General features: G+C 60.5%; 12 protein-coding genes. 8 read left to right on the top strand and 4 right to left on the bottom strand.

Annotated features, from left to right (window positions below; all coding sequences use genetic code 11):
- Nucleotides 1-66: 66 nt before the first annotated feature.
- Complete coding sequence (locus ATY29_RS31995; RefSeq protein ID WP_003565778.1) at nt 67-1,065, bottom strand: ABC transporter permease; 999 nt, start codon at nt 1,063-1,065, stop codon at nt 67-69.
- A 67-nt stretch (nt 1,066-1,132) separates the two neighbouring features.
- A complete protein-coding gene (locus ATY29_RS32000; RefSeq protein ID WP_244597486.1) occupies nt 1,133-1,810 on the bottom strand; it encodes an ATP-binding cassette domain-containing protein in 678 nt (225 codons plus the stop codon).
- Nucleotides 1,811-2,125: 315 nt separating this feature from the next.
- Here ATY29_RS32000 and ATY29_RS32005 point away from each other — a divergent pair, with 315 nt between their 5' ends.
- Nucleotides 2,126-3,106: an NAD-dependent epimerase/dehydratase family protein gene (locus ATY29_RS32005; protein ID WP_097533845.1), complete on the top strand. Its 981-nt coding sequence runs from the start codon at nt 2,126-2,128 to the stop codon at nt 3,104-3,106.
- Nucleotides 3,107-3,154: 48 nt separating this feature from the next.
- Nucleotides 3,155-4,144: a substrate-binding domain-containing protein gene (locus tag ATY29_RS32010; RefSeq protein WP_003565783.1), complete on the top strand. Its 990-nt coding sequence runs from the start codon at nt 3,155-3,157 to the stop codon at nt 4,142-4,144.
- 59 nt (nt 4,145-4,203) lie between these two features.
- On the opposite strand, the gene ATY29_RS32015 is transcribed toward ATY29_RS32010, so the two are convergent.
- A complete protein-coding gene (locus ATY29_RS32015; protein WP_097533847.1) occupies nt 4,204-5,082 on the bottom strand; it encodes a LysR family transcriptional regulator in 879 nt (292 codons plus the stop codon).
- A gap of 8 nt (nt 5,083-5,090) precedes the next feature.
- Nucleotides 5,091-5,258, bottom strand: coding sequence for a hypothetical protein (locus ATY29_RS37135; protein ID WP_164895901.1), 168 nt, complete (start codon nt 5,256-5,258; stop codon nt 5,091-5,093).
- Here ATY29_RS37135 and ampC point away from each other — a divergent pair.
- From ampC to ATY29_RS32045, 6 genes are all read left to right on the top strand, one after another.
- Nucleotides 5,215-6,369 (top strand): class C beta-lactamase, encoded by a 1,155-nt coding sequence (gene ampC, locus ATY29_RS32020; RefSeq protein ID WP_097533849.1) that lies wholly within the window; start codon nt 5,215-5,217, stop codon nt 6,367-6,369. The two genes, ATY29_RS37135 and ampC, sit on opposite strands and share 44 nt — an antisense overlap.
- A 334-nt stretch (nt 6,370-6,703) precedes the next feature.
- Entirely contained in the window at nt 6,704-7,660 is a 957-nt protein-coding gene (locus ATY29_RS32025; RefSeq protein ID WP_097533851.1) for an NAD-dependent epimerase/dehydratase family protein, read from the top strand.
- Between the two features lie 76 nt (nt 7,661-7,736).
- A complete protein-coding gene (locus ATY29_RS32030) occupies nt 7,737-8,915 on the top strand; it encodes a glycosyltransferase family 2 protein (protein WP_097533853.1) in 1,179 nt (392 codons plus the stop codon).
- Nucleotides 8,909-11,911, top strand: coding sequence for a trifunctional glycosyltransferase/class I SAM-dependent methyltransferase/polysaccharide deacetylase (locus tag ATY29_RS32035; RefSeq protein WP_097533855.1), 3,003 nt, complete (start codon nt 8,909-8,911; stop codon nt 11,909-11,911). The genes ATY29_RS32030 and ATY29_RS32035 overlap by 7 nt, the downstream gene beginning before the upstream one ends.
- 7 nt (nt 11,912-11,918) lie before the next feature.
- Nucleotides 11,919-12,989: a glycosyltransferase family 2 protein gene (locus ATY29_RS32040; protein WP_003565795.1), complete on the top strand. Its 1,071-nt coding sequence runs from the start codon at nt 11,919-11,921 to the stop codon at nt 12,987-12,989.
- Nucleotides 12,986-14,740, top strand: a complete 1,755-nt coding sequence (locus ATY29_RS32045; protein ID WP_097533857.1) for an ABC transporter ATP-binding protein — start codon at nt 12,986-12,988, stop codon at nt 14,738-14,740. The genes ATY29_RS32040 and ATY29_RS32045 overlap by 4 nt, the downstream gene beginning before the upstream one ends.
- The last annotated feature ends 1 nt before the right edge of the window (nt 14,741 follow it).

Consider the following 14,741-nt stretch of genomic DNA (forward strand, 5'->3'; position numbering starts at 1 on the left):
CGGGCTGGCCCCTCACCGACGGCCAGTTCGCTGCTATTTTGCGGCGTCGGATCGAGGCGTCTTCGTCTACTCGCTCTGCCGCAAATTCCGGATCCGATCGAACAGCACCGCCAGCACGATCGCTCCGCCGATAAACGTCCCCTGCCAGAACGCATTGATGCCGAGCAGGCCGAGGCTGTTGCGGATCACTTCGATCAGCGCCGCCCCGACCAGGGCGCCGAAGGCCGTGCCGACGCCGCCGGCGAGGTTGGCGCCGCCGATGACGGCGGCGGCGATCACCTGAAGCTCCATACCGGCGCCGATATTGGTGGTGACGGCGCCGAGCCAGCCGGTCTGGACGATGCCGGCAATGCCGGCCGAGAGCGCCGAGATCATATAGACGGCGACTTTGATACGGCGCACGGGAACGCCGGTCAGGGTCGCGGCATGCTCGTTGCCGCCGATCGCGAAAATATAGCGGCCGAACCGCGTCCAGCGCAGCACGAAGCCGGTGAGCAGCGCCAGAATGACCATGTAGAGCACCGGATTGGCGATGCCGAAGAACCAGGCGCCGCCGCCGAGTGCCAGGAGCTTGTCGTGATCGGGGCCGAACTGGAAGACGACGGTGTTGTTCGAGGCGACCATCGCTAGGCTCCGCGCAATCGACAGCATGCCGAGCGTCACCACGAAGGGCGGGAAATTGAGATAGGCGATCAGCACGCCGTTGAAGGCGCCGATCACCAGCGCCGTGACGATCGCCGCCGTTATGCCGATCTCAATGGAGTAACCGGCGTTCATGGTCACCGCCAGCACCATGCTGCAGAGGCAGAGCACCGATCCCACCGACAGGTCAATGCCGCCGGTGATGATGACAAGCGTCATACCGAGCGCGATGATGGCGACGAAGGTGACGTTGCGGGTGATGTTGTAGAGGTTCTTCGCCGTCGCAAAGGAATCGGTGGCGAAGGACAGGAAAAGGCAGGCCAGAAGCACGGCGATCAGCACCCAGAATGTCTGGCCGCCGACGAACTCCGCAAGCCGGCTTCGCTGCTTCTGTGCAATTGTCTGGTCCAGTGTCACTGCCATTTCGACCTCTCACTCCAGATAGACATTCCCGTCGGCGGTATTTCTCCCGCGGGATAAGCGGCGCGGCTCAAACCTGTTCGATGGCGCCTGTTATCAGACCCGTCACTTCCTCAGGCGAACTCGCGGCAATCGCCTTGTCGGCGACTTTCCGGCCGCGGCGCATGACGATCACCCGGTCGGCGACGGTGAAAACATCGGGCATGCGATGGCTGATCAGCACGACCGCGATGCCGCGGTCCCGCAGCTCGCGGATCAGATTGAGCACCTCGGCCACCTGGCGGACGGAGATCGCCGCAGTCGGCTCGTCCATCAGCACGATCTTTGCTTCCGACAGCATGGTGCGCCCGATCGCCACCGCCTGCCGCTGGCCGCCCGACATCTGCTTGACCAGATCGCGGGGGCGCGTTTCCGATTTCAACTCCTTGAAGATCTCGCCGGCGCGCCGGTACATCGTCTTGTAATCGAGGACGCGAAACGGGCCGATGCCGCGGCGGAGTTCCCGCCCGAGGAAGACGTTGGCGGCCGCCGTCAGATTGTTGCAAAGCGCCAGATCCTGATGGACGATCTCAATGCCGTGCTGGCGCGCCTCGACCGGGCGGTGCAGGACGATGTCCCGCCCCTCCAGACGCATCGTGCCCTCGCTCGGCCGGAAATTGCCGGCGATCATCTTGACCAGCGTGCTTTTGCCGGCGCCGTTATCGCCCATCAGGCCGACAACCTGGCCGGCTTCAAGCGCGAAGGACACGTCGTTGACCGCCTGGATGGCGCCGAAATGTTTTGAGATATTGGTGAGTTCGAGAACCGCGACCAGCCGACTACCCTCCCCGGAACCTGCAGGCCTGCCTTCGCCGCCGGTTGCCGGTTGCCAGTCAGACGCCTGCGATCTCGCTCGGCCGATCTCCTCCCGGAAAAGCGATTGCGTTCATTAATGCAAAAGCGCCAGGAATCGTCAATCAAATGTCGGCTAAAATAGCCCCTCATCACAAAAATCTATTTTGTACGACAAATACAGATTGACGCCGGAAACGCGTGCATATTAGCTGTTACTGGGGAGAGAGGTATGCTGATCCTTGTCACCGGGGCTACCGGCAAGGTCGGGCGGCGCTTCATTACTGGGCTGCTTGACGAGCCACGATTTTCCAAAGCACGCGTTCGCGCGCTTTGCCATAATCGCGTGCTTGCGGAGACCGACCGCATCAGTGTCGTGAAGGGCTCGATCGCCGACAGCGAAGTCGTCGCGGCGGCGATGGACGGTGTCACCCATGTCGTGCACCTCGCCACCTGTAAGGAAATCCCTGCCGATGTCATGGATATCACTGTCAAGGGCCTGTTCTGGCTGCTCGAGGCGTTCCGCACCAGCCCCACGGCAAAGCAGTTCATCCTAATCGGCGGCGATGCCGGCATCGGGCATTTCTTCTATCGCCATGACGGACCGGTGACCGAACAGACGCCGCATCGCGCCTATCCCGGATGTTATGCGCTCTCCAAGGTGCTGGAAGAGGTGATGCTCGAGCAGTTCACCATCCAGTACGGCATCAACAGCTGCTGCCTGCGGGCGCCGTGGATCATGGAGAAGGACGATTTCAGGTTCACGCTGTCCTTCGGCGACGATGTCTTCGGCGGGCCGGACTGGAAGACGCTGGTGCCGCCGGCCGATGCCGAACGTTACGCGCATGATGGCACGGTGCCGCTGCTACGCGATGCCGACGGCCGGCCGCTGAAGCGCAATTTCGTGCATGTCGATGATCTCGTCGCGGCGATCCTTGCGGCAATCGACAATCCGCGCGCCAAGGGCGAGCTTTTCAACATCTCGATGGATCGACCCGTCGATTACGGCGAGGTCGCAGCACACCTGGCCCGCACGCGCGGGCTCGGCTCGGTCGACATATCAAGCCAGTTTCACTCGAACTGGATGGACAATAGCAAGGCCAGATATCTCTTGGACTGGGAACCGGTCTACGATCTGGAGAAGCTGATCAATTCGGCTTGGGACTACCAGCGTTCGAAGGAGGAGCCTCGAGTCGTCTGGTATCCAGGTTGATGACGCGGCGGGTGCAGAAGCGCCCGTCTTTTTCAATGGGAGGAAGCTATGAGGAAGGCATTATTGCTTACAGCTGCAGTCCTGGCGCTGACGGCCGGTCAGTCCCTGGCCGCCAAGAAGCAGCTGGTCATCGTCGTCAAAGGCCTCGACAACCCGTTCTTCGAGGCGATCAACCAGGGTTGCCAAAAGTGGAACAAGGAAAACGCATCCGCCGAATATGAATGCTTCTACACCGGCCCGGCATCGACCTCCGATGAAGCCGGCGAGGCGCAGATCGTCCAGGATATGCTGGGGAAAGCCGATACCGCCGCCATCGCCATCTCGCCCTCGAACGCCAAGCTGATCGCCCAGACGCTGAAGACGGCCAATCCGAGCGTTCCCGTCATGACGCTCGATGCCGATCTTGCAGCTGACGACGCAGCGCTGCGCAAGACCTATCTCGGCACCGACAACTATCTGATGGGCGCCAAGATCGGCGAATACATCAAGAAGGCCAAGCCGAACGGCGGCAAGATCTGCACCATCGAAGGCAATCCCGGCGCCGACAACATCCTGCGCCGCGCCCAGGGCATGCGTGACACGCTGAGCGGCCAGAAGGATCTCCCCGCGCTGAAGGGTGAAGGCGGCTGGACGGAGGTTGCCGGCTGCCCTGTTTTCACCAATGACGATGGCGCCAAGGGCGTTCAAGCGATGACCGACATCCTCGCCGCCAATCCCGACCTCGACGCCTTCGGCATTATGGGCGGCTGGCCGCTGTTCGGCGCCCCGCAGCCCTATCGCGACCTGTTCAAACCGATGGCCGACAAGATCGCCAAGAACGAATTCGTCATCGGCGCCGCCGACACGATCGGCGACGAAGTGGCGATCGCCAAGGAGGGACTGGTCACCGCGCTCGTCGGCCAGCGGCCGTTCGAAATGGGATATAAGGCGCCAACCGTGATGATGGACCTGATCGCTGGGAAGAAGGTCGAGGATCCGGTGTTTACCGGGCTGGATGAATGCACCAAGGATACTGTCGACACCTGCATTCAAAAGTGATGCTGGCATTCGATAAATGACGCGGCTCGGAGCGTCCACGCGTGTGGGCGCTCCGATGATCATGCCGGGCTCAGTTGCGAACCCAGCCAATCCGTAAATGCGCGCATCGCCGCCGTGACCGGCCGCGATTGCAAGCGCGTCAGCCAGTAGCTGCCGAGCGATATGGCGGTGGCGAAGGGCTGGACGACCGCGCCTGACGCCAGATGCCGTGTGAACATCGATGGCGGCGCGAGCGCGATGCCGAGCCCATGGAGGGCGGCCTCCATCATGCCGACGGAGGAATCGAAGACGATACCGGCATTGACCTGCGCTGCCGGCGGAACGCCTGCCGCCTGAAACCAGGTGCTCCATTCCTCGGTTCGATAGCTGCGCAGCAACGTCGCGCCGGCAAGGTCTGCGGGCGATTGCAGATGTTCCGCCAGCTTGGGGATGCAGAGGGGCGAGAGCGGCGCTTCGAACAGGCGTTGCGCCTCGGTGCCGTGCCAAGAACCGCTGCCGAAGCGGATGGCGAAATCCAGCCCTTCGGCGGCCGGATCGACCCGGTTGTTGTTGGTGGAAATGCGGAGATCGACAAAGGTATGCCGGCGCTGGAAATCCGAGAGCCTCGGCAACAGCCAGCCAACGGCAAATGTCCCGACAACGCCGAGGAACAGCAATTCCCGCACCTGCCCGGCTTCGATCCTGTCCAGCGTCGTCGCCATCTGGTCGAACGACGCCGTCACCGTCGGGAGCAGCGCTTCGCCTTCCGCGGTGATTTTCAAACCGCGGGGGAGACGCTGGAACAGGGCCACCCCCAATCGCCTCTCCAGGCCTTTGACCTGCTGGCTGACGGCCGCCTGAGTGACGCAGAGCTCGATCGCGGCGCGGGTGAAGCTCAGATGCCGTGCGGAGGCCTCGAAGGCGCGCAGGCCGTTCAAGGGGAGGAATTGCCGAACCATTGTGAGCCCTAGATTTTCTTTTGGCTGCTGCGAGATATCATCATTTGTGATTGCAAAATAGCGCCGTTAAACGTCGTCGCCATCGGCCTTTGCGCCGCTTTTGGATGCCTGTCGATTTGGAGGATGACGGCTATGAAAAGCATTGGGATAAGCATTTTATCGGCATCTATGCTCATGGCCTGCGCTGCCACAAGCGGTTTTGCCGCCGACGAAACCAAGATCAAGACGATCACGGATGCCGCGATCAAGCCGATCATCGAGAAATATGCCATCCCCGGCGTTGCCGTCGCCATCACCGCCGACGGCCAGGACCACATCTTCAACTATGGCGTCGAATCCAAGGACACCGGCAGGCCGGTGGCGCCGACCACGCTGTTTGAGCTCGGCTCGATCAGCAAGACCTTCACGGTGACGCTGGCATCCTATGCGGAAGCAAGCGGACAACTCTCACTGTCGGACAAGGTCGGCAAGTTTCTGCCGGCGATGAAGGGAAAGCCATTTGGCGATGTCACCCTGATGTCTCTGGGCACCCATACAGCCGGCGGATTTCCGCTGCAGCTTCCCGATGAGATCAAAACCGAAAAACAGCTGCTCGGCTATTTCGAAGCCTGGCGACCCTCCTATGCGGCTGGGACGCAGAGAAGTTATGCCAATCCCAACATCGGCATGCTCGGCTATGTCGTGGCGAAAGCCATGCACGGCGATTTTGCGGCGTTGATGGAGGGCAAGCTGTTTGCCGCGCTCGGTTTGAAAAGCACCTATATCGATGTGTCGAACGCGCGGCTCGCGGACTATGCTCAAGGTTATAAGCGCAGCGGCGAGCCGGCCCGGATGACGCCGGCCATGCTTTCGGCCGAAGCCTATGGCGTCAAATCCACCGCAGGCGACATGATCCGTTTCGTCGGCGCCAATATGGGCCTGGTCAAGCTCGACGAAAAACTGCAGCAGGCGATCACCAACACCCATATCGGGTATTTCAAAGCAAGGGCGATGACCCAGGATCTCATCTGGGAGCAATATGCCTATCCGCCGAGCTTGAGCGACCTGTCGCAGGGCAATTCGCCCGCCATGCTGAAAACCATGCCGGTCTCGGAATTGCGGCCGCCGATGAAGCCGCGAGACGATGTGTGGATCAACAAGACCGGCTCGACCAATGGCTTCGGCGCCTATGTCGCCTTCATCCCCAAACAGCGGCTCGGCATCGTCATCCTGGCCAATAAGAACTATCCCAACGAGGATCGCGTCGCCGCAGCCTATCAGATATTGACCGCGCTCTCGGCCGACTGAACCAAAACAGGCCGGCCGACTCGGCACACGTCGGGCGGGCCTCCGCGGCAAGCACACGGCATCATTTAATTCTGCATCGAGCGTCCGAAAATCGAGTCGGACTTTAGCCCGATGCCGAGCCAGCGCCCTCGTGATACACAAAACCAGTGCGATCGACGGACGCATTCCGGCGCAGGTGCTCTGACGCCGAATCGGCGGGCACTACTTTAAGTAAAACCTATGAATAATTAAGATTAATAAGGGAGTATTTCCTGGAAAACTTCTAATGAATTGCCACGACTTAAAGGTGATGCTAATAAACGCTCATATTCTTAACGTCACAAGGCACAATGCAATGAAAAGCGTATTGATTTCTGGCGGAGCTGGATTTATCGGTTCACATCTGTGCGACCGGCTTTTACTTAGAACGGACGTCCAGAAACTGGTGGTCGTTGACAATCTCTGGACCGGACTTTTCGACAATATCGCCCATATTAGGGATCCCCGCTTTCACTTCGTGAAGTCGGACGTCGAGACGCTGCGCAGTTCTGAAAAATTCGATGAAATCTACCATCTTGCGTCCCCGGCATCGCCGCCATGGTATATGAAGGAACCGAAGAGGACGATTTCCGCCAATCTTCTCGGAGCACTCCGGCTGCTGGAGCTTTTGAAGAAGGGCGGGCGTTTCGGCTTCACCTCGACCTCCGAAGTCTATGGCGACCCGCTGGTGTCGCCGCAGCCGGAATCCTACAAGGGCCAGGTGGACTGCACCGGACCGCGCTCGTCCTACGACGAGAGCAAGCGCTGCACGGAATCGCTGCTGTTCGAAATGCAGCGCACCGAGGGGCTCGACCTCAAGGTCGTGCGTCCCTTCAACATCTACGGCCCCCGCACACGGCCCGATGACGGCCGCGCCGTCTCCAATTTCATCACCCAGGCGCTGGCGGGCCGGCCGATCACCGTGTTCGGCGACGGCAAGCAGTCGCGCAGCTGGGGCTATGTCGACGATGTCGTCGATGGTTTCGCGCGATATTTCTGGATCAATGAAACCGACTACAAGGGACCTCTGAACGTCGGCAACGATCGCGAGATTTCAGTTCTCGAAGTCGCGCAATATGTGTCCAAACTGGTCGGCGGCGTGCCGATCGTCTTCGAGCCATCACCGCCGCAGGACCCGACGAACCGACGGCCTGATCTGACCAATGCGAACTACGTCATGCCGGAGTGGTCGTGCAAGGTCTCCTACGAACAGGGCGTGGCCATGACGCTCGACTGGTTCAGGGAAAGATTGACGGCGGGCGCGGCGGAATAAGCCATCACGACTTTCAACGCTCGCGTCATTAGACGCGAGCGGCGTATGCTCAGGGGTGCGATTTGAGAGAGTGGTAATGCGTGAATCAATACCGTCCGATCTGAAGGATGTGAATTTCCCCGTACCGATCCACTATCTCGATCTGGCATCCGACCATATCGACGCTGCGTCGTCTCCGCTCTCCAATGGGCTGGTGGTCTTTCTGTCGGATGGTCTTCCCGTCGGACAAGCCTACATCGAAAGACTGGAAACTGCCGCGGCACTGGCCGAGCGTGTCGTGCGGCCGGATACGCTCGAGCATATCGCTCAAGTCGCGCAAACGCCGCTTCGCAATCGCGAGGTCAGCATTCTGATCTGCACCAAGGACCGGCCGGAGGAACTGCGCCGGTGCCTGGCCTCGATCCCCGAACAATCGCTCCGCCCCGTAGAGATCATCGTCGTCGACAATGCGTCGGCTGGCGATGCGACGCGTCGCGTGGTTGAAGAGGCTGGCATCACTTATGTCCGCGAAGATCGGGTCGGGCTGGACTTTGCACGCAACGCGGCGGTTCGCGCGGCGAAAACCGAGTTCGTCGCCTTTACAGATGATGACGTGGTCCTTCACCGCCAATGGCTAGAGAACCTGATGAAGGCATTCGACCGGCCGGAGATCGCCTGCGTCACCGGGCTGGTGCTGCCCGGAGAACTCGCAACGCCCGCGCAATTCATCTTTGAAAAACACTGGAGTTTCGGCAGGGGTTATCTCCGGCAGGATTTCGACCAGGATTTCTATCGCCTTCACGAACGTTACGGCGCTCCGGTCTGGACGATCGGCGCCGGCGCAAGCCAGGCCTTCCGCCGCAAGGTTTTCGACGAGATCGGCCTGTTCGATGTCCGCCTCGATATGGGTGCGGCCGGCTGCTCGGGTGATTCAGAATATTGGAACCGGCTGCTGCATCACGGCCATGTCTGCCGCTACGAGCCGACGGCGGTCTCGTGGCACTTCCACCGCAAGGATATGAAGGGGCTCGCCAAACAGATCTACCAATATATGAGCGGCCATATCGCCGCACTGCTGGTGCAGTATCAACATACCGGCAATGGCGGCAATCTCCGACGCATTCTGCTTTCGTTTCCGAAATATTATGCCGGCAGGCTGCGCAAAAGATTGCGCAAAGGTGCGACGTCGCACGACTTCTTTTTGAAGCAGGAGATGCTCGGAAGCATCAATGGCGCCTTCTATGTTCTGCGCCGATGGAAGATGCGAGCATGGTGACGACGGCCGCGCCCGATATCTCCTTCCTCATCCCTGCCCATAATGCAGGCGATACACTTGCCGAATGTCTTGCCAGCCTGCAGCGGCAGACCCGATCGAACTGGCAGGCGGTGGTGGTCGATGACGGTTCGAGCGACCGCACCTGGGAGATACTTCAGGGCATCGCAGCAACGGACGATCGGATTTTCGCTGCCCGCCAACCGAATGCCGGCGCAGCCGCGGCGCGGAACCACGCCGCCAGATTGGCGGCCGCCCCCCTGCTCTGCATGTTGGATGCCGACGACTGGGTAGATCCGAGCTTCGTCGAAACCCTGCTGCCGGTGGCAGCGGATGCATCTCCAGCGACTATTGCCTATTGCTCCTACCGCCGTGTCGCGCCGGATGGCCGGCAGATGCAGGTCGAACAGGCTCCGCTCCTGACAGGGAATATCGCCAAGCGCGAATTCTCTTCCTTTTGTGCGCTTGCCGTCCATACGGTCGTCTTTCCCAAAAGCCTTTTCGACAGACTCGGAGGTATGGATGAGAGCTTGCAGACCTGCGAGGACTGGGATCTGTGGCTGCGCATGGCCTTTGCAGGCGCCGAATTTCGCCGTGTGGACGAATGCCTGGCTTTCTATCGCATGAAGGCGGGATCGCTGTCCGGCGATCCGGTCAAAATGGTTCGTGACGCCATTTGCGTGACGAGTAAGGCAGAAGCGCTGCGCGTGCAGCACGGCTTATCGGCCGAGGAGCCGGAGGCGGGTTGGATCACGCCCGCCGTCAGCCAGTTGCGCATGCTTGCCTGGGTCGTCGCGGCCAAGCTCGATTCGACCTTGGATGTTGCAGCCCTGGCAGCACTCCTGCCCGAAATACCGGACGCTACGGGTTACGAGAGCTTCTTTGCCGGCGTGATCCTGCACGGCCTGCAGACCGGCCTGCTCCCCGACCGGACCGACGATCTGATCGATGCGCTCGACAAATGGCAGCCGACGTTCCTTCGGCTCATCCAGTTGATCCAGCGTCATTCCTTCCCCGGCACCGGGCGCAAGATCACTGAATCTGCCTGCTGGCAACTTTCCGCCGCGAACTTTTTGCGCTCCTTCACGCTCGGCAATATTCAGGTGGCCAGTGTCGAGATCGGCGCGCTTTCCAGGATCCCCAAGACTGAGCAAGCCGATACGCTCATCATGCACTGCTTTGCCGGTGCAGAGCATGTCGGCTCCTTTGTCGGGCCATTCTGGGGGGATCTTTCGATCCGGGCGCAGATCCGACTGATCATGTATGAGATGAAAGCAGCAGAACATCTGCAAAATCCGCATACGCTCGCCTATTTCAGTTCCTGGACAAGGGAAGCGCTGCGTGGCTACAGAGCCTTCGGCGGGCTGATCATCCACAATGGCCGGCGGCGAGGACGTTTCGAACGACTGATGGTCCACCTCGGGCGCAACGCCCTGCTGGCCAGCGCGCCAAGCGACAAGCAGGACTACGATGCTCGGCTGTCCGACATCCTGCGGGATATCGAGCGCCGTTTGGCGCCACTGTTTCGAGATTCACCTCAGTTGCCGTCAGACAAAAACGAAGGGACTGCGCCCGTTCGATCAGAAGAAGAATATTGGGAGCATATCTTCGAACGTCCCGATCCATGGAATTACGTCTCGGTCTACGAACAGGTCAAATATGCGCAGACGTTGAGCCTGATCCCGCAGGGGATCGACAAGGCGCTGGAGCTTGCCTGTGCCGAAGGCATTTTCACCGAAAAGCTGGCGGCAAAGGTCGGCCGGATGACGGCCACGGATATTTCGCAGCGGGCAATTGACCGGGCGGTCGAGCGGTGCCATGGCCAAGACAACGTCGAGCTTCTCGTTCTCGACTTCGTCAGACAAGATCTTCCGCCCGAACAGGATCTCATCGTCTGTTCGGAGGTCCTCTATTACATGAAGGATGAGGAGATGCTTGCCGCCGTCTGCCGAAAAATGGCGGCGGCTTTGAAACCGGGCGGCTATCTGGTTACCGCCCATGCGCATATCCGCCGCGACGAACCCAACCGGACGGGTTTCGACTGGGGCAATCCTTTCGGTGTCGGGACGATCAAGCGGGTTTTCGCCGAACAGGCCGGGCTCGCCCTGGAAGAGACTGTCGATACCGAGCTCTACGCGATCCACCGCTTCCGGAAAGGCGCCATCGCCAGTCCTGCCCTGCGGATCGAGCGGCATGGAACGCCGTTGGATGTCGATGTCGCGAAGCACGTCATCTGGGGCCCCGACGGCGTCGACCGCGAGGTGGCTTGGACGAACGAGCTGACGACCTCGGTCCCCGTTCTGATGTATCATCGGATCGCAGAGGAAGGACCCGCCGCACTCCAGCGCTTCCGCACGCCGCCGGAGATTTTTCGCAAGCAGATGCAGTTCCTGCGGCGGCAGGGTTTTTACACCGTGACGGCGCCGACCCTCGCCGATCTTTTACGCAGCGGCAAGCCGATCCAAGGCCGGCCCGTCATGCTGACATTCGACGACGCCTATGTCGATTTCCTGGCGAATGCCTTCCCGATCCTGACCGAGAATGATTTCAGCGCCGACGTCTTCGTCGTCAGCGATAAAGTCGGCAGCCGCTCGGATTGGGATTCAGCCTATGGCGAAACTGCCGCCTTGATGACGTGGGCAGATATTCAGGTGCTGCATCAAAAGGGCATCAGCTTCGGCTCCCACCTCGCCACCCACAGGCCAGCCAGTGCGATTGACAACGAATCGCTGCTGGCCGAAGCCATGCTGTCGCGCAATGCGCTGCAGAGCCGGCTTGGCGGAGCGGTGGAGGCAATCGCGCTGCCCTATGGGGCGACGGATTTCAGGGTGCCGGGCATTCTTGCCCTGGCGGGCTATGGCCTCGGCTTCACGACACGACCGGCAAAAGCCACCCTCTCCGACAATCTCTTCGCTCTGCCACGCATCGAGGTCCGCGGCGATCGTCCGCTTGACGCCTTCCCTGAACTCATGGGCCTACCGGGCGCCTTTATCGGATGACGACGCCATGACTGCTGCTACAGCCCCTTTGATCACCATCGTCATACCGGCTTACAACGCCGAGAAAACGCTTTTGGAAACATTGGGAAGCGTCTCCAGTCAGTCCTACGACAAGCTGGAGATCCTGGTGGTCGACGACGGATCGCGGGATGGCACCTTCGATCTTGCCCGCGACTATGGCCTGAAAGATGACCGGGTTCGTGTTCTCCGCCAGGACAATGGCGGGGTTGCGCGTGCGCGCAACCATGGGATCAGAGAGGCGCGCGGCCTCTATATCGCCCCCGTCGATGCCGACGACATATGGCATCCCGAGAAAATCGAGCTTCAGCTTCAGGCGCTGAAAAAGTTTCCGGACGGACACGGGGTTGCCTATAATTGGTATGCGGCGATCGACGAAAACGGCATCATCTTCGGCCATTCACGCCCGGTCCTGCATCAAGGCGATATCTTCGAACTCCTGCTCCGGGAAAACTTCATCGGCAATGGCAGCACGCCCTTGATGCCGCGGGCGGATGTCCTTGCCTGCGGCGGTTATGACGCCGGCCTGCGTGATGCCGGCGCCGAAGGGTGCGAGGATCTGAAACTTTATCTCGCTTTGGCCGAGAAATTGCCGTTCGCGCTGGTTCCGGATTTCCTCACCGGTTATCGCTTCACCCGGGGGAACATGTCCAGCAACGCCCATCGGATGCTGAAATCCCATGCCTTGGTAATGGCACCGATCGCTGCGCGTTATCCGCAGCTTGCGCGCGATATCCGGGCGGCCCAGTTCAACACGGCGCGCTGGTATTTCAAGAAGGCCTTTTTTGACGGCGATTACCCCCAGGTGAAAAAGCTGGCGCCGATGATGGCCGGAAAATACACCCCGCAGCTGATCATCTACGGCATGCGGGACAGCTGGCGCCAAGCCAAACGCCAAGGCATCGCGATGGCAAAGCGCGCCCTTGGCAGACCCCCGGCCCGGCCGAAAACCCGCTTCGCAGGTGCAGTCCTTCCACAACCTGGAACGGCATTCAGCGATCGTTTCACGACCGTCCCCGTCAAGGACGCAGTGAAGCCGACCGGGGGCAGCCGACCATGAATAGGTTTCGAAAACCCGCTCCCGCCAAACCGACAGGCGCCTATAATCTGATCATCGCGGCTCGGTTCCGCGAGCTCCGGCAACTCGTACCGGCGCTGCACCTCAAGATGACGGTGATGATCATCCTCGGCATTCTGACAGGTTTCTTGGAAATGGTGGGGATCACTTTTCTGGTCAGCCTCGTCTTTCTTCTCGGGCAGCAAGGCCCGGTTTCCGGCTCCGGCGCTGCATGGCTTCCAGCCTTTTTCGGCAGCATCGACCTCAGTCTTTCAAAGCCAGTGCTGATCGGGATCCTCGTCGGCTCCATCCTGTTACGGATTTTTCTCGGATGTGCCAATGCGCTGATTGCAAGCGCCATCAACCACCGCATCAGTGATCGCGTGCGGGATCGTCTCTACGCCAAGGTCTTGACCATACCCTTCCAGCGCTTTCAGGATTACGAGCGCAGCGACCTGATCAACGTCATTGCAACCGAATCTTATGCGGTATCGTCGGCGCATGCCAACCTGGTGCGTCTGGGAGTCAATTTCGGCACGATCGTTATCTTCGGCATCGGCATGCTGGTCATGGCCTGGCCGATCGCCCTGCTTGGGCTCGCCTTCGGCTTCATCCATAATTTCGCGCTCGGTCTTTTTGCCGGCGCCTACCGCCGCCTCGGCGCCTCGGCACTGGCGGCGGTGGAAGCCTTGACCCAGTTGAGCTGGACAACGCTGCAGACCTTGAAGGCCGTCAAAAGCTTCGGCTTGGAACCGCGCCACCAGCAGCTTTTCGAAGCGCTTTCCCGCGACGTCGGCCAGACCTGGCGCAAATCGGACCGGATGGGGGCGATGACCTCGCTCCTCAGCGAGGTCCTGACCTTCGGAGTCATTCTGACGATCATCCTGTCCTCGGAATTCCTGCCGGTGGATTTCAAGGCGGCGCTCTCGGCCACCATCCTTCTTTACCGGCTTCAGCCGCATATCAAGGGATTCGATTCCCAGATCCTCAGCCTTTACGAGATGGAAGCCTCGCTGCAGAACGTGCTGGCGCTGCTATCGGAAAAAGACGACACCAAACAGACCTCGAAAGGGCAGCCTGTAACCCGCCTGGCAGATGCGATCGTCTTCCACGATGTCTCATTCGCCTACGAGCGTGCGAACGCCGCGGCTGTCAGCCATCTCAATTTTTCGATCCGAGCCGGTGAGACAACGGCGCTGACGGGGCCAAGCGGTTCCGGCAAGACGACGATCCTCAACATGATTCTCGACCTCACCCGGCCGACCCAAGGCAGGATCACGGTCGACGGCGGGGATCTCGCAACAATCGACCGCTCCAGCTGGCTGCAACTACTCTCCGTGTCGGGCCAGGACGTCGAACTGATGGAGGGCACGGTGCTCGACAACATCAGATTTCGTCGCGATATCTCGGAGGATGATATCCGCTGGGCCGCCGATATGGCCTGCGCAACCGAGTTCATCGAAGAACTACCGTATGGTTTCGATGAATGGCTGGGCGACGAGGCGATCCGGCTTTCGGGCGGGCAAAGGCAGCGCATCGGCCTGGCGCGCGCCCTCGCCGGCCGGCCACAGATCCTGCTGCTGGACGAAGCCACGAGCGCGCTCGACGAGGATACCGAGATGCGGGTGTTTGCCGCGATGAAGGAAGACGCCGGCAGGACGCTGATCGTTGTCAGCCATCGGCCCGCCGTCGCCCGACTGATGAAGAACCGGATCGATCTCCGTCCGCCCTCACCGACCTCCAGGCTGGGGTGAC

Source organism: Rhizobium hidalgonense (genome assembly GCF_002914525.1).
GTDB lineage: Bacteria > Pseudomonadota > Alphaproteobacteria > Rhizobiales > Rhizobiaceae > Rhizobium > Rhizobium hidalgonense.